Raw genomic sequence first — 18,523 nt, forward strand, 5'->3', positions numbered from 1 at the left:
ATTCTTCTTGAAACGGTTTACCGGTTGCGGTAAACTCAAATCATTCACAAATTTACAGGAGCCGGTTTATGACAGGAAATCTTTATAACACAATCGTTGTCGGAACAGACGGAACAGAATACGCGAAAAAAGCCATTAACACGGCTGTCGAATTGGCGAAGCTGACCGGCGCGAAACTTTATGCCGTTTACGTTTCCGACGTTTCCAACATTACGCCGACCAGCGTCGAATGGGAAATGGTTGCCGAAAATATCAAACTTGAAGCGGACGCCGCCTTTGAATTTGTTCGGGATCGTGCCGGCGCGGAAAATGTTGACTTTGACACCGTCAGCCTGTCAGGCGCGGCCGCCCAGGAAATCGTGCAATACGCCAACCAAGTCGACGCGGATTTGATCGTCGTCGGCGCGACCGGCAAAAAAGCGATTGAGAGATTGATTCTCGGAAGCGTTTCCGAAAAAGTTATCCGAAACGCCAAACAGCAGGTTTTGGTCGTCAGAAGCGACGGCACGGAATTCAGCGAGTAATCGCGATTCCGATTCTCATTTTTTATTTTTATTTTTCATTTTTTCATAAAATTGCCGGTTTTTGGAATAGTTTTAATAATTGGGCGGTTATTTACGATTTACTATTTATTCAGTCTTAAAACGTATTAAAGGTGTTCAAAAATGTCCGGCGAAGATCAAAAAGATATCGAAATCAGTATCAGTGAAATTTATGATCAGCTTCAGCACGTCCCGATGCCGACGCCGAAAAAAGAAAAAAAACCGGAAGAATTCAATGACCTTCATGACGATGTGAATGAAAACAGAATCCGGAAAGTCTGCACGGAAGTGTCCGGCGATATTGATTACAAACGTTTGCTTGTTTTTAAAGTGCATCCGGTTGCCGCGGCTTTGAAGGCTTTTAAAAATGATTCCGTCATTTACGCCGACACGCCGCTGATGCGCGCCGCGATTCTTTCGAGAATTTCAGAAGAAAATGAAAAAACAATGATTGAAAAACCGCGCGGCGGATTTGATTCCGACAAACCGGCTAAAAAAGTCATTCTCAGAATTCCGGAAATCATTTGCGTTGCCGATCATCCGAAAGCGGAAGAGTTCTCCAAAAAATACAACGTTTCCAAATCAATGGCCGGCTTCATGATTTTAAAAGATGAAATTCAAAAATCAATCGTCATCATCGGAAAAGACGATCCTGCTCTTCTCAGCGTTTGCCGAATGGCCGAGCGCGGCAGCCTTCCGTATCTGGTTCTCGGATTCCCGGCAGGAATCAACACGCAGATGACATCTAAAGAGTATTTGGCGGATATTCAAATCGAATTGCCGCTGATTACAATGTCTCAAACGAAAGGCGGCGTTGAAACGGCAGCGTCCTGTTTGGTTGAGTTAATGAAGATTTATGAAGAAGGATTGTGATTCTTCTTTTAATTTTTTTATCTTTTTCTTTTTTGTCATTTCTTCGTTATTGATTTCTTCGATTTTTTTTGATTTTTTGATTTCAAAAAATGAAACATCGTTTTTCTTCAATTTATGAAAAACGAACTCCGCTTTTCATTTCTTTCAATTAATGAAAAAGGGAGTTCGGATTTGCCGAAAATTTGAAAAAAACGATGCTTCGGTTTTGTTGAAATATATGTCAAACCCGACTACAAATTTTGGATTTCGGATGACACGCAGTAACAGGCGGAATACGAAATTTGGAGAGAATTTTGTAATAAGAATATTCAAAGAAATAAAAATAACAGATTCAAAAACATAAAACAAATAGATCTAATCTGTTTGCATTAAATCGTGAGTCACTCATAAAAACTGATTGGAAATCAGGATCACACTTTTTCAAAAAAAGAAAAAAACTATTAAAAAAGTCAATTACCCTCTTTTTTTATTTTATATGAATAAAGAGGGCATTTATCTTTATAGTGGTTTTAATAAAACTAGTGTTATTAAACTGAAATAATAACTTATTTATCTCATTAATGGAACTACTCCAAGTCTTTCATTAATTTCTCCCGTTGGTGTAAAATATGTATGGCCATCTACGTTAAATTCACCAATTCCACCATGTAATACACCCACTAAATAGGCTTTTCCATCACCTCTTATTACAAATATTGGTGAACCGCTGTCTCCTCCATCAGAAATATGTGGAACTATTTTCCCCATGATAAATACTTCAGGTCCATCTCCTGATGTTTGATATCCATATAAATAGCCGGTCAAATTTCCTTGTGTAAGTCCTGTTGTGGTTCCTGATTTCCAAACGGTGTCATTTACACTCTTAATACTATAATAACCACCAACAGAAAGATTTGTGCCATTTGGGTATGAATCATTTTCGAAGTATATTGATGCATTTACATTGTTGTATGGAACAAAAGTCGCATCAATATATTCATATGTTATTGTAGAAGTACCAACACTGTTGTTTGAAGAAAAGGAGGGTTGATACACTGTCATATTTGTATAATCTACACAATGTGCAGCCGTCACAAATCCGTTTATGTTACCTTTTTTTACAGAATATCCTGATGTTCCAATCCATTGTGTTTGATTATTTATTTTAACACCGCCCACCAATGGTCTATGTTTACGTTCATATTCTAATTCAGGCATTTCTTCATAGCTAATAACAATTGGTATCTCGGCTATATTTTCGTTTAATGCATACTTCTCTATAGTTTTTCTAATTGACAATAATTCTTTGTCAGATATCTTTTTTTCGTAATCTACGTCAATGTAAACAAGAATATACCCCGAATTTTCAGGTCCAAATCCAAAAACTGGACCGTTATTTATTAAAGAATATTCTTTTAATGCACCATCAATAGCCATCGATTCTGATATATTGCATATTGAAACCCACCATTTGTATGATTCCATACCTGATTTTTTATCGGGTATCTCTCCATAAATTGCAATGGTATTTTCACTTTTTTTAAGATCTTCGAATATTTTCGGATTTAATGAATAATTATTTTTTATGATTTCTGCGATTTGTTCATCAACCGTAAATGGATTTTCATCCAAATATTCGGTTCCCAATGCAATTCCTGAAAAACTTAATAAAATAAAAAAAATTATTAATATTTTTTTCTTCATTTAATTTACACTCCAATTATTATAGTCATTCAATTTATATTTTGAATGCTTCTTTTAACTACATCCTATTATCAGATATAATAACTCCAAGATATTAATTGAACTATAATTAAATAATATTTTTTTCAAAAATATAATAGTTTGAATTAATTACATTAATTGTTTTATTTTCACTAACATGGATATCATAAACAATCTCTTCTGCAATGTAATCATCACTCATCATTGTGAATTTCAGTTGTATGTAACCTGACGTTTTTCCTTCGAATATCCATCGGTGAACATTCAATTCATCTTGTGTTTCTGAGATTATAACCTCATCATTAATTTTTTCCAATGTGTTATTGCTGTCTTCAAATATTTCCAAATTCCACCTTTTATTTGAATGAGAATATTCTTGAAACGAAATATTGAGAGTTTGATTTTCTTCGATCTCTAATTTTTTTTCGAGAAGGGTTTTTGAGGTTTTTAATTGTTGAATTAAGATGAGTTTCATGGTTTTATTGTCTATAGTTAACGTGTAAGTGATACTTTCTTGAACATTATTAGAAGAAGAATCAATTAAATTAAAGTTCAATTTAACTGTTCCTGTTTCATTGGGATAGAATTCCCATACATGAGTTCCATCCATTGATCCTTCCCATTTTGATTCCACAGGTGTTTCCGGTACAGTGGTGCCCCAATTTTCAAAGTTTACTATTCCTTCTGGATTTTCTTCAACAACCCAATATTCTGTTGTAATATTTTCACTAAAACTAAATCTTAAAATACTATCCCCCATAAATTGAGCAAGTCTAAATGATTTTTGAAACGATGGTGATTCCTCTAATTCATTTGAATCATCCGTGTTTGTCAGACATCCCGAAAGTATTACCAACATTGAAATTGTTGTGAAATAAATGATAAAACAAATTTTCATAAATCACTACTATTGTTATTATTATTCATAGTTTTTCCTATACTTAATATTTGACTTTCCAAGTTAGCAAAACCCCGTCTTCAATTCTTTCAACATCTTCCAATACTAATTTTTTAATCAAATCCTCAGAAAAACCCTCGCCGTCCGCAAATGTCGGCGCGGTTTTTCCGCCGATAATCAAATTGCCGACAAAGATTTTCAATTCATCGACTAATCCGGCCGAAATCAGCCCGTAATTGAGCGTTGCGCCGCCTTCGACCATCAATCGGTTTATGCCTTCGTTTTTGAGCTGCGCCGCCATTTCTTCAAGATTTACGCGGTCTGATCCGGCAACGATGACTTTCGTCTCCGGCATTTTTGAAAGCGCGTCGATTTTATCTTTCGGCGCCGATTCCGAAACAACGATGATTTTTCGGCCTTTTCCTTTCTTAAAAATGTCAGCGTCTGTCGGCGTTCGGGCTTTACTGTCAACAATAATCCGAATCGGATTTTCGTCTCTTCCGGCCGCTGCACGCGCTTGCCGCCTTTCTTCCGACTTGACCGTCAGACTCGGATCGTCGGCCAAAACCGTGCCGATTCCAACCATAATCGCGTCCGTTTCGGCGCGAAGTTCATCGACGCGGTCAAAATCAGCTTTGCCGGAAATCTTCACCTGCTTTCGCTCAAACGTTGACAGTTTGCCGTCGGCAGACACCGCGGAATTGATAAAAATGTAAGGACGATCGGATTGCGGGATCATGAATTTTCTCCAAAAATCAAGATAAAATCGAATTAAAAATCAGAAAAAGAAAAGAAAGTTATGATTTTTATCATAACTTCAAAAGCATGTTAAGTCTTTACAATTTTTATTCCATCTGAATCAGCGGAAGCAAAAGATCGCGGTCAAGCAGCATGCCTTCCAATGTTCCGTCCGCGCCGACAACCGGAATCTGATCGATTCTGGCACGTTTCATTTTACGGGCGCAGGAGCTGACGCTTGAAATCTTTGTCGCGGAAATCAAATCCGAAACCATGATGTCTTTCGCGAATTTGTCGTTCGGGAGCTTCACGCTGGAAACACTGTAATAAATGCTCATCGTGTCGCGCATGGATTCCCAAGTCCAGCTGTCGTCGTCGTCGCCGGCGGACATGTCGGATTTTTCAACGCGGTCTTCGATAATGCTTGAGCCGACAACGTCTCTGTCGGAAATGATGCCCACCAAGTTCAATGCGGCATCAATGACCGGACACGCTTTCACATCGGCGAGATCCATTAAAACGGAAACAACCGGAAGCGGCGTTTCGTCCCAAAGAACGTAAACGTTGGAAGACAAAAAGTCCCCGACAGGGGTTTCAATGTCAAAATCAGCAATTGCGCCGATCACGTCGGCAGTTGTGATTAAACCTTCCAAATGACCGTGTTCGTCAACGACCGGAAGACGGCGGATATTTTTTTCATAAAGGAGGCGAGCCGCTTCCTTTAATGATGCGCCGACTTGAATCGTAATCGGATTTCTGGACATCAATAAAGCCAGCTGTTCTTCTTCAGGATTTTTGAGAATGTTTGTTCTTGAAACGATACCGACAACTTTGTTATCTTTCAATACCGGGACGCCTGAGACTTTTTTGTCTTTGAGGATACTCAAAACTTCGTCTCTGGATCCGGGAAGCGTTGCACTGGCCACATTTTTGACCATGATATCTTCAACATTCGGAATATTTGAAGCCATTTTTACACGCGCCGTAAAGGTTTTTATTAATTTTCGGTTTGTATTGTAGTTATATCTAATAAATATTATATTATTAATATTAGATAATTAATATTAATCAGGTCACCATAATACGGTAATGGGATAAATAATTGTTGTCTGCTATCAGGTATTCTTGAAATAAAAATCCGCTTTTCCAAAAACAACAAACAAATCCGATGCGCCGAACTTTCAAAAAACAAATTCAATTGAAGTTTTGCAAATGTTTATAATCTTCAAAAATGATTACATTTCGATGTCAGAAAATTCATTTTCAAATTTTTCCGCGAAGAAATTCTATGCAATCGTTGCAATCGGTTTAATTATTTTTGCTGCAGGCACGCTTTTTGCGTACCCTGCAAAACAAAATTTAAAAGCCGACGACCTGCCGATTGAAGAACTTCACAAACAGGAGCGGATTTACGCGATTTCTAAAATCGCGTCCATGATCGGTTTTATAATCGCGCTCATCCCGAGCGTTAAAATCCTTCAGCACGCGATTCAAAACGAAACAGCCAAAGCCGCCGAAACGAACGCCGGCAGCAAAAAAGAAGAAGACGAATTCAAAGAAAAATGATTTTTTTTGAAGTCTCTATTTTTAATTCTTTTAATTCATTTTTAAATCAGATTCAATTTATTTTTTTAAGATTTAATTCATCTTGATTCCGATTTTTTAAAAATTTCAATTTAAATCTTATTTTGGTTTATTTGAATTATTCATTCAAATAAACATAAATGTCAAACGGCTGCTCAATCATGTTCGCTTCCAAGCGGAACATCGGTTTTGACATGTAATCTCCTCTGCTGATTTTTCCGTCCCCGTCCATGTCGATATGCGCCGTCACCGTGTAGATGCCTTTCGGGTTCAATTTGTTTTCATGCGTCAGCGTGTATTTGTAATTGTTTTTAGAACCGTTTTCCAAAACCATTTGCTCCAAAACAACATTCTTTTCAGAATCCGTGATGTCGACAAGCTCAATGTAAATTTTCGAGTTGTCAAACGGCTGAGTCCCGCTTTCCGTCATAATTTTTCCTTCAACGACATATTCCCTCGACCCCAAACATCCCAAGGCGGACGCCGCCAAAATCAAACACAAAAACAGACAGGACAAAATTTTAAACGCGTTTGCTTTTCCTTTCATTTTACGCTCTCCAAATTATTGCTTTTTTATTTTACTGGTCCTTTTGTTTTTCCAAAACCATTTCCAAATAAGACGTTGTAATGGAATCCTTTTCAGATAAATTATATTTTCCTAAAAACTCAAAAATGCGGCCGATTTCTTTCTGAATTTCCGCTTTGTCCGCCGCGTCTCTTAAATTACTTTCCACTTCGATGAACTCACCGAGACCTTCAACCTCATCGAATCCGATTGCGAAATTGTTCCATTCGTAAACTTCGCGGCGTTTATTGACCGCGCCCGATACGAAATATCCGAGCGCGAGAAGAATTTCTTTCATCTCGTCCGCGTCCACCGGGCTGTTGTATTCCGGCCGCGTCTTCGAAATTGTATCAATCTTCTTCCCTTTGTAAGTGATTTCGCCTTCGCCGTTCACGGAACGGATTCGAAGCGCCTCGTCCGTTTGCGCGAAATCGCGAACCGGCGAATTAAAATAAGTGTCTTTTTGTTCTTCCGTTCCCGAAAAAACCGCGCCTTCTCCGATGATATCTTTTTTAATTTCGGCATGCGACACTTTTATTTTGACTTCAATTTCATACATGTTTCAAAAAAGGCATTCACAGATTAAATAAATTATTGCAAAAAAAGTTAAAGCGGCAAATCAATCCGGCTGAATTCATCTGCCGCATTTAAATTCAATTTAAACCGGCTTTACTTTCCTTAATTATTTCTTTTTACCAATATTCATACATATTGTAAATTTTTCCCATATTCTCATACTCATTTCCGAGTTCAAGTTCGAAAAAGGTGCGATCCGCACCCGAATTGTTTGCCGAGCCGGTCATGTCAACATACATCGTCCGCCCGTCTTCCAATTCAAAAACGTTCAGCGTATGACTCACCGTTCCTTTTCCGAATGTCAGCAGCAAAAACCCGCATTTGATTCCGTTCTTCTCAGCCGCCGCCGTCAAATCCGCGGCGTAGTTGACGCAAACGTATTCCTCCGGGATGTAAATGTTCTCATCTGTCGAGTCTGACTATAAAAATTGACAAACCACATCTTCCGATTTGTTTTCAGCATTTTCATTTCGAACCAGCGAAACATATGTGTTATTCGAATAAACAACAACATACCGCTGCGCATCTTCCGTAAAATACACATTTTGCGTATGATACGACCCGATATTTTCATCTTGATTGATTTCGTTTTCATCCGATTTTTTTTCTTGTTCTCCGTTTTCTGACGCAACCCCCACGTCGTTATATTCATTTTCAAGCGCGTTCAAATCGCTGTTGATTTCACTCGCGTCGGCAGAACCGGCGAATAAAAAAGCAACGATTAATGTCAGCAGGAGTATTGTATAAACTATCTGCCGATTGTTTTTTCCAACGAATATCATGATGTACCTCCCTGTTCAGTCCATCAATTTCCTATTCGCGGCTCCCCTATATATCTTAAACTCAATAAACAATATTTCTCATGAAAAACCTGTATAGGTGCTGTTTATTCTATAACTTTAAGTTATCTTTTTTTAGATTCTTTACAAATTATATCTTAAAATTTATTATAGTCCGGCTGATTTATTTTGTTAAAAGAGCAGAATTGAATGAAGTTCTACTTTATTATTCATTATATATCTTTGTTGATGTCTTTTTCAAATACTTTTCATCGAAACATGACTTCCCGTATCCGATAAATTAAACAAAATCCTAAAAACAGTAAAAGTGAAACGAATGATTTGATCCAAAAAGAAGATCCAAATTAGGATTCTTCTTCTTTTTGCGTTTCATCTTGTTTCTTTTCTTTTTTGCCGGCGCGTTCGGCTTTGTCAATTTCGCGAAGACCGCCAATCACCGCATCGTATTTTTCGCAAACGCGCTTAATCAAATTGCCGGATTGGCTTTTATGTGTCGGGAAAACAACGCCTTCGGCTTTGATTTTTTTGCCGCTGCCGGATGTTCCGTAATCCGGCGACACCAAAATGCCGTCAACCGCCAAACCGATTCCGAGTTCTCCCAAAATCTTCGCGGACATTTCTGTTGCCGGACTGGCTCTGGATTTGACCATCAGCGCCTTGTTTCGATAAATTTCCTGAAGCTCTTTCAAATCGGTCAAATTTTCTTCTTTTTTGGACAATTTCCCGAAGCGTGTGAAGTCTTCGCCGAGTTCTCTTTCAATCAGTTTGATGTCATCAATCAAATCGCCGAAAGTCGTTGAAGACATTTCCAAAACCGCGCCGCCGTAGGGGGGATTCAATTCGCCGAGCTTTTCGGCATAGCCTTTTGCCATCACCAAAATGTCAGTCTCTTCCAGAATCTGCAAGTCCGTTTCATTCGGCTGATACGGATTGACAACTTTATAATTCGTAATGCCGCACATACGCATCACCGATTCATACATTTCGGTGACGGCCAGTCTCTTTCTGACGGCAAAGCTTGAAATGTCGCTTTGACCGCCCTGCGCGCGGTAAATTTCAACCATTTTGTTTCTGACATCAGCCGAATCGTTTGACGCGATTCCGAAATATTCCGCGAACAATTTGGTCGTCGTCATCATTTTTGTGCGGCCGTGCGGTTTAAGGTCGATTAAACCGCGTTCGTGAAGTTCATTGACATGTTCATACGCGTTTCCGCCGCGCATTTCAACGACTTCCGCTTTTGTAATCGGCTGGTGATAAGCAATAATCGAGAGCGTTTTTAACTGTGGCGACGTCAGCTCTTTCGGCGCGACGTCTTTAACTTTTTCCGCGAATTCCGGCTTGATTTGCATGACGAACCGTCCTGCCAAATCGGCGATTTCAATGCCGGATCCGCGCGCCGCGTAGTCCTCTTTTAATTCCGCGACAATGCGGGCGATTTCCTTCTTGGAAAGGCCTGAAATCTTCATCAGAGTTTCAGCTGTCACCGTGCTGCCGGCAGCAAATAAAGCGGCTTCGATAATTTGTTTTGCAGTGTTTTCCTCTGTCATAATACTCAGTGATTCTGTTCGTCATTTTTTATTCGCTGAATTCCGCTTCTTCCGGGTCGGAGATTTCCACAGGCTCCGACGCAGATTCCGCTGTGTCCGCCGCGGTTTGGTCGGCAAAAATCGCGTCAAACGGATAAATGTAAAGTGTTCCGTAAATTTCCTTTTGATAAAGCATGATTTCTTTCATCGCCGCAAGGAAGAGCAGCGTAATGTAATCCATAATTCTGTCCGCGTCGTCAAGCTGATAAATCTCATCCAGCGTCACATATTCCTGCGTTTTGAAAAATTGCCTTAAAACGTCCATCAGCGTTCCCGTTCGCGTTAAAATCGCTTCGTCGTGCGCGATGTCCATGATTTCTTCCGTCGTCAGCTCGACGTCAATGTAACGGCGGTTGGGCTCGGCTTTGAGATGTTCGCGGCGTTTGACAACGTCTTTTTCCGCCTTTTTTAATTCGTCAATCAATTCTTTGAGCGTGACCGGGCGGCGTGCGGATCTTCTGACCGGCAGAAGCGGCATATTGAATTCATTGATGTCAAATTCTTCTTCATAATCGTCTTCCTCGTAAAAGTCTTCCAAAATCTCTTCCTCTTCGCGGAAAAGTCCTGTTGATTTCATGCGGAGGAGAACGCAGGAATACAAAAGCGTTCGGCCCGAAATTCGAAGATCCATTTGCTGAAGCTCTTCGACTTTGTTTAAGAAAGTGTCTGTCACCTGAACAATATCGATATTCCACGGGTCGATTTTGTCATTCTTGGCAAGCTCGACGAGAATTTCAATCGGCTCGTTTCCGATAAACGATGAAAAATCCAACAAATCCACATCAATGCCGCTTTCGGCTAAACTGTCGCCGAGCGAGTCAATAAAATAGGATTTTGCATTTTCATTTTTATGAGGGTCATCGAATGCGTCTGACCCGTCATCGTTCATCGAAACCGCGTCGATTTCGGAACTCATATGGATTTCACTCCCGTAATACTGGTCGTTCCTTCAAGCTGCGTGACACCGATAATTCTGTCGGACTGCTCAAGCATCGGCTTTCTGAGGGAAATCACAATAAACTGCGCGACTTTCGCGGATTTTTCAACACGCTCGGCGACTCTTTCCACGTTCCAGCCGTCCAGGTTCTGATCGACTTCGTCAAAAACATAAAACGGCGCCGGCCTGTATCCTTGAATCGCAATAATAAACGCAAGGGCGGTCAAACTTTTTTCGCCGCCGGACATCGCTTCCAATCGAAGAATATTCTTGCCCTTGGGCTGTGCGTGAAGCGTCATGCCGCCGGCGAACGGATCATTCGGATTTTCCAAAATCAACTCGCCGTGACCGTCGGCAAGTTCGTAAAAGACCTGCGTGAAGTTTTCGTTGATGCCGTTGTACGCTTCCATAAACGTTTCGCGCTTCAATTGTTCGTACTGGTCGATGCGCGTCAGCAATTCTTCGCGTTCGTTAAACAGCGTGTCGCGGCGGCCGATGAGTTCTTCCTGGCGGTCATTGACCGCGTCGTACTCGTCAATCGCGCGCATGTTGACCGGCTCAAGCGCGGCCATTTCATTTTCTAAAGATTCGATTGTAATGTAAACGGTTTGATAAGATGGAATGTCTTCGTCCTCGGCGGCTTCTTCCAAGCCGCGTTCTTTGACTTCTCTGGACAAATCAATATATTGCTTTTCAAGCGTTTGTTTCGTGAGGAAGCAGGCATCTTTGTGGCGCTTGACTTCTTCGTAGGAGAATCTGATCTTTTCAGACTTTTTGCGCGCGTCTTCCGCTCTTTGTTCCAAAGACTCTCTCTTGTCGCGCAATTCTTTGAGCTCGGTTACGATTTCAAGTTCGCGCACTTCGTTTTGTCTCTTATTCTCTTCATAGCCGTCAATTTCCGCCTGAAGCGCCGCGATATTGTCTTTTCCGGTGCGCTTCTTTTCTTCAAGCTCTTCGATTTCCGCTTTCGTTTCGTTGATGATTTCTTCGGCGTGCTGCTTGGCAAGCTCAACGGCGTTCATATCCGATTTAATGTCGCTGAGACGCTCTTTCAAACGCTGGATTTCATCGTCAATGCGCTGTGCTTTTCTGCGGAATTCTTCCAATTCCGGATTGTTGAGCTCGGCTTCGATTTCCTGAATCTCCGCTTCAAGCTCTTTTTGAATTTCTTCTTTTGCCAAACGCTTTTCAATGACATCGTTCATTTCGTTTTTCAGCTGCTCGCGCTCTTCGCCGAGCGCGTCCAAACTGCTTTGCTTGGAGCCTAAAATTTCTGAAAGACGGTTCTCACGATCTTTAATTTCTTCAATGCGCATTTCCATTTTGGAAATATCATTTGAAATAACGGTGATTCTTTTGTTCGCCGCGCTGATTTTGGAATCCAAATCTTCAACTTTCAAAATCCATTCGCCGCGCTTGTTGTACATACCGCGGATTTCAACACCGAGCGAATCCAATCTGTCGCGCTCAGATGCCGCAAACGAAATGCGAGACTTCTGCGCCATCGAACCGCCGACCATCGCGCCGCTTTTCTCAAGCGTGTCGCCGTCAAGCGTCACCATTCTGTACCGGCCAAGCGACAGGCGCGCGTTTTCAAGCGTGTCCACAATCACCGTGTCGCGGAAAACGTACCAAAATGCCGGTTCGTATTCGGGATCATAATCAATCAAATCAACGGCGTAGCCGACAAAACCGGGAACGCTGCCGCTCAAATCCTGAAGATTTCTGCGGCGCTCCATTTTATTTAACGGCAAAAACGTCGCGCGCCCGAGATTTTTGCGCTTCAAATAATTAATCGCATGCTGCGCGTCGGCATCTGTTTCAACGACAATCGCCTGCATTTTTCCGCCGGCCGCAATTTCAAGTGCTTTAGAATACGTCTGATCGGCGCGGCCCAAGTTCGCGACGGCGCCGACGATGCCGTAAAGGTCTTCGCGCTTTGCCGCTTTTAAAATCTCTTCAACACCGTGAGAATAAGTGCTGCCGACTTCCGTTGCGCGGACGCGCGCTTCGATAATTCCGTATTCGCGCTCTTTTTCGGAAATCTCGGCTTCCAATTTCTTTTTGTCATCCGTTATGCGTTTGTGCGCGGATTCCAAGTCATCGACGTCTCTTTTGAGTTTGTCGGATTCTTCCTGTAATTTTGAAATTTCATATTCCGCAACTTTCGTGTCGCTTTCCGCGTTTTTCGCGTTGTTTTTCGCTTCGATGATTTCATCTTCGATGTCTTTGATTTCCGAAGCTTTGCGGCGAAGCGCGTCGGTTAAACGGTCTTCATCGCGAATCAATTGATTCTTTTCATTTTTGAGCGTTTCCAATTCTTCTCTCTTTTTGTTGGAAACGGAAGTCTGCTCCGCGAATTTCTTGTCAATTGCGGCAATCTTTGTCGCCACAATTACTTTTTCCGTGTTCCGGTCAGACTGCTCTTTTAAAACAGCGTCTTCCTTTCGCTTTTCATCGGCAAGCGTTCTTTCATGCTCTTCGATTTCCTTTTTGCGCCCGTCGATTTTCACAAACAGATCGCGGCGTTTGGATTCAAAACTGCTTTCTTCACGCTCTAAAACGCCGATACTTTCTCTCGCCCTTGAAATCTGTCCTTTGATTTCTTCGATTTCCGTCTTAATCCGAATTTGTTCATCTTCGCCTTTCTGACGGATTTCGGTGTTGAGCGCGTTTAATTCGGCTTCGGCTTCCGCCTGCTCGGCTTCGCGCTCTTTAATTTTTTCTTCGGTTTCGGCAGCAAGCGCATCGTATTTTAAAATTTCTGATTCAACGTTTGAGAGTTCCGTTTTCGCGTCTTTTAATTTGGATAAAATCAAATAGCCTTCATACTTCTGCTTCTGTTCGCGAAGCGTTCTGTATTTCATCGCATGCTCTCTTTCCGATGACAGGCGTTCCAATTGCGCCTTGACTTCTTCGATAATAATGTCAATCTTTTCAATCTGCTCTTTGACAATATCAAGTTCCGCGAGCGATTTTTGTTTCTTTTCATCAAACTCGGAAACGCCCGCGATTTCATCGATGATTTTACGGCGTTCCGTCGGGCTCATCTTCGCCGTAATTTGAGAAATGTCACCCTGCATGACAACGTTATAGCCTTCGGGCGTGATGCCGGCTTTGCTGAGCAACTCGTGAACTTCCGTTAAACTCGCCGCTTTGCCGTTAAAATAGTAATAACTGTAATAGCCCGATTTGGTTTGTTTGATCTTTCTTGAAATCTCAAACTCGTCGGCTTCGACCGGCGCTTTTCTGTCCGTGTTGTCAAAAGTAATTGTCACCTGAGCGAATTCAGGCTGTTTGGATTTGGCGTCGTTGAAAATCAAATCCGTCAATTTTTCGGCGCGCATGGTTTTGGAACCGGACAGGCCGAGCGTGAAGAGAATCCCATCAATGATGTTGGATTTTCCGCTGCCGTTCGGGCCCGAGATTGCCGTAAATCCTTCGTAAAACGGAATCTTGACTCGTTTTCCGAATGATTTAAAATTGACAAATTCCATTTCTTTTATAAACACTTATTTATCTCCCGCAGGTGATTTTTCAAACGCGCTCTATCTTTTTTTAATAATTCGTATAATCATTTTCATTCATACGTAATGATTTCCGTATCTTCTTCATCACTTGTAATGATTTTTTCTTTTAATTCCGCTGTCGGCTTGCCGCCGCGGCGACTTGCGAATTTTCGGCTTCCGATATCCTTCTCCGCGATGATGTATTCGCAGTTGTTTTGATCGTCTTCCTTTTCAGCAGGACGCGGCGCCTGATTGCTTCCGATAATGTATTCGCTTCTGTCAGGAAGTTCCTGTTCTTCCGTTTTGATTTTTTGAATCGTCAGCGGAATATTTTCAAACGGTGACTGCTTCGGCGGCTCGGGTTCTCTCAGCGGTGAGACATCCAAGATTTCTTCAGCGGAGTCCGCGAAATAAAACGGATCGTTTCCGGAAGGAATTGTCTTTGCCGGGACGAATTTTTCGGGCTCAGCATTGTTCTTTTTGACCGGAACAAATTCCTGATATTCCCAGCCGTCCGCTTTTCTTGTGTTAAACGTCACGGGCGTGATCGGCGTTGCCGGGCCGGGCGGCTCGTTTCCGAATCCGGGGGGCTGCATCGCGCGTCGTGTCTCAGCGGGCGCTGCCGACGGATACGGCGTGTAAGATGAAAAAGGCGATTCCGTGTTTTTCGCCGGTTCATAGCCGGACGGCTCGGAAATCAATGAATCGTAAGCATTTTGAGAATCGTAAGAAGTCGGAATGGCTTTCGGCATTTCAAAATCATTTGAGCGCATTTTGTCAAGTTCTTTTGACATCGCGGCTAACGTTGTTTTAATATCAACGATTTCCCGAACAATGCCGTCTTGCGTCGTCGCGATTTCATGAATGCGCTGCTCGATTAATCTGAGTCTGTCATAAGGAACGGTTTCCGGCTGAAGTTCTTCCCGAATTTCTTCAATGATGGAATCACGCGTTTCGTTCGCAATCGCGTTTAAGCGCGCTTCGATTTTCTCATCCAATTCGTCATAGATCTTCCTTTCGATCTTTTCTGTTCCGCTGTATTTGATTTTGCCGTTCAACATTGTCCCTCGACTCTTTGAATTGTAATAATGTGGCGTTAATGTGTGATAAAAAAGGTGTTGATTTATAAATTGTTATGTTTATATTCTATATATAGCTTACATACGATTCTGTATCCCGTCTTTTCTTTTCAAACGCGCCTGTCGCTTCTTCAAGAGTTTGGACAATCGTGTTTTATCTGTCTTATTTTATTTTGTTTTATTTTTTCTTCTTCGTTTTTGTTATACTTTTATCCTTGTTTTTGTTTTTCATTATATCATATCGGTCAAGCTTGCCGTGATGTCATATCCGGCATGGCACAGCACTAAAACCAAAATAAATCGAATAAATTTGCCGATGATTGTCAAAACGCTGAATTTCTTAAAATCGTAACGAACGGCGCCCGCAACAAATACAAAAGCGTCGCCGATAATCGGGACCGACGTGAAAAGCAATATCCACGCGCCGTATTTTTCAAACAATTTCAATCCTTTTTCGTATTTTTCGGGACTGATGATTTCGAACCGGTTCGATATTTTCTGAAGCCCCCAATAGCCGAGGACGTAAGTTGTGACGGATCCGAGGTAGCTGCCGACTGTCGCGACAATCGCGATTGTCCAAAAGCTGTGCGTTTTACACATCATCGCAATCAAAACTTCGGGGCTGAGCGGAATGAGGGAGGCGGCCAAAAAGGCGCTGGTAAACAAACTGAGGTAGCCGTAATTGTACAGGAAATCCTGAATTATCAGCCAAACGGTTTCAAACATTTTTTTCTCCTTTCAGATTGTCAAACCAAAAATGAAATTTACATTCAAACAAACAATTGCAGGAATTTTACAAACGATAAACAAATCGTTTGCTTTTGCCGCAAACAACCTCAAACATATTTTAAACGGATAACAAGTTATAAATGTATTTATTGAAATCTCTTGAAATCAAAAATATTTAAGCGATATTGATATTGAAAATTTATTTTTAATTTTTTAAATTTTTAATTTTTAATTTTTAAAATAAAATCTTAAAGTGCATTCAAAATGACAAATCAAAATTTATCTGTTCCTTACGGCAGCGGCGCGCTTTCTTTTGAAATTCCCGAATCCGCGTTTTTGGGCTTGGTTTTGCCGGCCAACGAAGGCGAATCCGAATCCGAAATTGATTCCGATGCGCTGATTCGAAACGCTTTGAAAAATCCGATCGGCTCCAAACGCTTATCCGAAATCGCGGTGCCGAATCAAAAAATCGCGGTCATCGTCAACGACATCACGCGCCCGACACCGTCGGCTTATTTGATTCCTTTCGTTTTGGAAGAGTTGGCGGCAGCCGGTGTTCCCGATGAAAATATTACGTTTTATTTCGCGCTCGGGCTTCACCGCGCGCACACTGACGACGAAATTCAAAAGCTTCTCGGGAGCGACATTTACAACCGCTTTAAATTTGTTCAGCACGAAGTCGGCACTTTCCCGACAACGGCATTCGGGAAAACCTCGCGCGGAACGCCGATTGAAATTTACAGCGATATTCCCGAAAACGATTTAATCGTCGGCATCGGCGAAGTCGGCTTTCACTATTACGCCGGCTACAGCGGCGGCGCGAAATCGCTTCTCCCCGGCGTCAGCTCCAAAGATTCCGTCATCACGAATCACAAAATGATGATTGAGAAAAACGCGGTTTCCGGGCGCGTTGACAGCCCCGTTCGCCAAGATTTGGAAGAAGCCGCCGGCATCATCGGTTTGGATTTCATTTTAAATGTTGTTTTGGACAGCCATAAAAAAGTGGTTGCCGCAGCTTCCGGAAATTATATTGACGCGCATCGTGAATGCGTTAAAGTCGTTGACGCGATGTATAAAATCAGTGTCGAGCCGGCAGACGCGGTGATTGTTTCCTGCGGCGGCTACCCGAAAGACATCAATCTGTACCAAACGAACAAGGCGCTTGACAACGCAACGCAAGCCGTCAAAGAAGGCGGCGCAATCATCGTCGTCTCGGAGTGCCGCGACGGCATCGGAAACGAAGTCTACTGCAAATGGAACCAAGAATGCAAAACGGCGGCTGACGCGATTGCGCGCTTCGCTGAGGAGTTTGAATTCGGCGGACACAAAGCGGCGACAACGGCAGCGGCGTCTCAGCGGTTTGATTTGCATTTGGTTTCGGGACTCTCCGACGAGGCGGCAGAAGAAGCGTTTTTCATTCCGGCGACAACGGTCGAAGAGGCGATTTCAAAGGTTTTGTCGAAAAATCCGGACGCGAAGTTTCATGTCATTCCTTACGGCGGACAAACGCTTCCCGTTATGAAATCTTAATTTTTTTATTTTCTTTTTATTTCTTTTTTTGAAAAATGTGAGTCGAGTTTGATTCTTTTTTTAAAACGGACGGTTCGCGCGCGGCGGCGGACTTTGCATGTTTTTCGAATTTTCATATCCTTTAAATAAGAAGAACGTTTTTTTATTCTATCTTTTATTTTTTATAATTAAATTGGTGATTTAATGTCCAAAAAGAAATCTCGTCAAAAAACAAGAATGCTGGCTTGGGGAATAACCGGCGCCGGCGACAAATTAACGGAAACTGTTGAAGTCATGAAACAAATCAAAGAAAGAAATTACATCATTGATGTTTTTGTTTCTTCCGAGGGTGAAACCGTTTTGAAGTGGTACAAGCAGTTTGAAGAAGTGAATAACGTTTTTGATTCCTGCACGGTCGAATCAAGCCCGAACGCGCCGTTTATTCTCGGCGATCTTCAAACCGGCAAATACGATGCTTTAATCATTTCTCCGGCAACTGCGAACACGGTCGCGAAAATCGTCTGTGGCGTCGCTGACACACTTTTAACAAACGCCGTTTCGCAAACCGCGAAAACCGACATCCCGATTTATATTTATCCTGTCGATCAAAAGAAAGGCAAAATCAAAACAGAAGCCCCGAACGGCCGCCAATTTACTTTAAAAATGCGCGACATTGATGTTGAAAATTCCAAAAAGCTCAAGAAAATGGAAAATATCAAAGTCGTGAAATCGCCCGAGAAATTGAAGAGATATTTTAAACTTTAATCAAACGTTTCGTTTGATTTTTCTTTTTTTACTCTTTTTTTTTTGTTTGTTTGTTTGTTTTGTTTGTTTGTTTGTTTTGTTTGTTTGTTTTTGTTTCGTTTTTCAAAACAGCTGAAAGTTTAAAAA

At 41.7% G+C, this 18,523-nt stretch carries 18 protein-coding genes; 5 read left to right on the top strand and 13 right to left on the bottom strand.

The genetic code is table 11. The annotated features are described in order from the left end of the window. Positions 1–68: 68 nt before the first annotated feature. Positions 69–524: a universal stress protein gene (locus MmiEs2_RS01985; RefSeq protein ID WP_316559760.1), complete on the top strand. Its 456-nt coding sequence runs from the start codon at positions 69–71 to the stop codon at positions 522–524. Between the two features lie 141 nt (positions 525–665). Then, the gene (locus tag MmiEs2_RS01990; protein ID WP_316559761.1) at positions 666–1,415 is read left to right on the top strand and encodes a precorrin-8X methylmutase; all 750 of its coding nucleotides are present in this window, start codon (positions 666–668) and stop codon (positions 1,413–1,415) included. 549 nt (positions 1,416–1,964) lie between these two features. Here the strand turns inward: MmiEs2_RS01990 and MmiEs2_RS01995 are convergent. The 4 genes from MmiEs2_RS01995 to MmiEs2_RS02010 all read right to left on the bottom strand — a co-directional run bounded on the left by MmiEs2_RS01995 (position 1,965) and on the right by MmiEs2_RS02010 (position 5,726). Further along, on the bottom strand, positions 1,965–3,098 hold the full coding sequence (locus MmiEs2_RS01995) for a chymotrypsin family serine protease (RefSeq protein WP_316559762.1): 1,134 nt from the start codon (positions 3,096–3,098) through the stop codon (positions 1,965–1,967). 109 nt (positions 3,099–3,207) lie between these two features. Further along, positions 3,208–4,017, bottom strand: coding sequence for a protease inhibitor I42 family protein (locus MmiEs2_RS02000; protein WP_316559763.1), 810 nt, complete (start codon positions 4,015–4,017; stop codon positions 3,208–3,210). A gap of 43 nt (positions 4,018–4,060) precedes the next feature. Continuing rightward, positions 4,061–4,756, bottom strand: a complete 696-nt coding sequence (locus MmiEs2_RS02005) for a 2,5-diamino-6-(ribosylamino)-4(3H)-pyrimidinone 5'-phosphate reductase (protein ID WP_316559764.1) — start codon at positions 4,754–4,756, stop codon at positions 4,061–4,063. A gap of 106 nt (positions 4,757–4,862) precedes the next feature. After that, positions 4,863–5,726, bottom strand: coding sequence for a CBS domain-containing protein (locus MmiEs2_RS02010; RefSeq protein WP_316559765.1), 864 nt, complete (start codon positions 5,724–5,726; stop codon positions 4,863–4,865). Positions 5,727–5,967: 241 nt separating this feature from the next. Between MmiEs2_RS02010 and MmiEs2_RS02015 the strand changes: the two genes are divergently transcribed. Beyond that, positions 5,968–6,321 carry a hypothetical protein gene (locus MmiEs2_RS02015; protein ID WP_316559766.1) on the top strand — a complete coding sequence of 118 codons (354 nt, stop codon included), beginning with the start codon at positions 5,968–5,970 and terminating at the stop codon, positions 6,319–6,321. Between the two features lie 136 nt (positions 6,322–6,457). Here MmiEs2_RS02015 and MmiEs2_RS02020 read toward each other — a convergent pair whose 3' ends face one another. From MmiEs2_RS02020 to MmiEs2_RS02060, 9 genes are all read right to left on the bottom strand, one after another. Beyond that, positions 6,458–6,886 carry a YbaY family lipoprotein gene (locus MmiEs2_RS02020; protein WP_316559767.1) on the bottom strand — a complete coding sequence of 143 codons (429 nt, stop codon included), beginning with the start codon at positions 6,884–6,886 and terminating at the stop codon, positions 6,458–6,460. Between the two features lie 31 nt (positions 6,887–6,917). Next, a complete protein-coding gene (cyaB, locus tag MmiEs2_RS02025; RefSeq protein WP_316559768.1) occupies positions 6,918–7,463 on the bottom strand; it encodes a class IV adenylate cyclase in 546 nt (181 codons plus the stop codon). Between the two features lie 133 nt (positions 7,464–7,596). After that, positions 7,597–7,833 (bottom strand): hypothetical protein, encoded by a 237-nt coding sequence (locus MmiEs2_RS02030; protein WP_316559769.1) that lies wholly within the window; start codon positions 7,831–7,833, stop codon positions 7,597–7,599. A gap of 66 nt (positions 7,834–7,899) precedes the next feature. Next, positions 7,900–8,262 (bottom strand): hypothetical protein, encoded by a 363-nt coding sequence (locus MmiEs2_RS02035; RefSeq protein WP_316559770.1) that lies wholly within the window; start codon positions 8,260–8,262, stop codon positions 7,900–7,902. A 362-nt stretch (positions 8,263–8,624) separates the two neighbouring features. Next, on the bottom strand, positions 8,625–9,830 hold the full coding sequence (scpB, locus tag MmiEs2_RS02040) for an SMC-Scp complex subunit ScpB (RefSeq protein WP_316559771.1): 1,206 nt from the start codon (positions 9,828–9,830) through the stop codon (positions 8,625–8,627). A 28-nt stretch (positions 9,831–9,858) separates the two neighbouring features. After that, on the bottom strand, positions 9,859–10,785 hold the full coding sequence (locus MmiEs2_RS02045) for a segregation/condensation protein A (RefSeq protein WP_316559772.1): 927 nt from the start codon (positions 10,783–10,785) through the stop codon (positions 9,859–9,861). Next, positions 10,782–14,318, bottom strand: a complete 3,537-nt coding sequence (smc, locus tag MmiEs2_RS02050) for a chromosome segregation protein SMC (protein ID WP_316559773.1) — start codon at positions 14,316–14,318, stop codon at positions 10,782–10,784. Before smc ends, MmiEs2_RS02045 begins: the two co-directional genes overlap by 4 nt. A gap of 68 nt (positions 14,319–14,386) precedes the next feature. Next, positions 14,387–15,376, bottom strand: coding sequence for a hypothetical protein (locus MmiEs2_RS02055; protein WP_316559774.1), 990 nt, complete (start codon positions 15,374–15,376; stop codon positions 14,387–14,389). Positions 15,377–15,625: 249 nt separating this feature from the next. Then, positions 15,626–16,120, bottom strand: a complete 495-nt coding sequence (locus tag MmiEs2_RS02060) for a YqaA family protein (protein ID WP_316559775.1) — start codon at positions 16,118–16,120, stop codon at positions 15,626–15,628. Between the two features lie 267 nt (positions 16,121–16,387). Here MmiEs2_RS02060 and larAH6 point away from each other — a divergent pair, with 267 nt between their 5' ends. Beyond that, on the top strand, positions 16,388–17,653 hold the full coding sequence (gene larAH6 / locus MmiEs2_RS02065; RefSeq protein ID WP_316559776.1) for a nickel-dependent malate racemase, LarAH6 family: 1,266 nt from the start codon (positions 16,388–16,390) through the stop codon (positions 17,651–17,653). 183 nt (positions 17,654–17,836) lie between these two features. Beyond that, positions 17,837–18,397, top strand: a complete 561-nt coding sequence (gene afpA, locus MmiEs2_RS02070; RefSeq protein WP_316559777.1) for an archaeoflavoprotein AfpA — start codon at positions 17,837–17,839, stop codon at positions 18,395–18,397. The last annotated feature ends 126 nt before the right edge of the window (positions 18,398–18,523 follow it).

Source organism: Methanimicrococcus stummii (assembly GCF_032594435.1).
Lineage (GTDB): Archaea > Halobacteriota > Methanosarcinia > Methanosarcinales > Methanosarcinaceae > Methanimicrococcus > Methanimicrococcus stummii.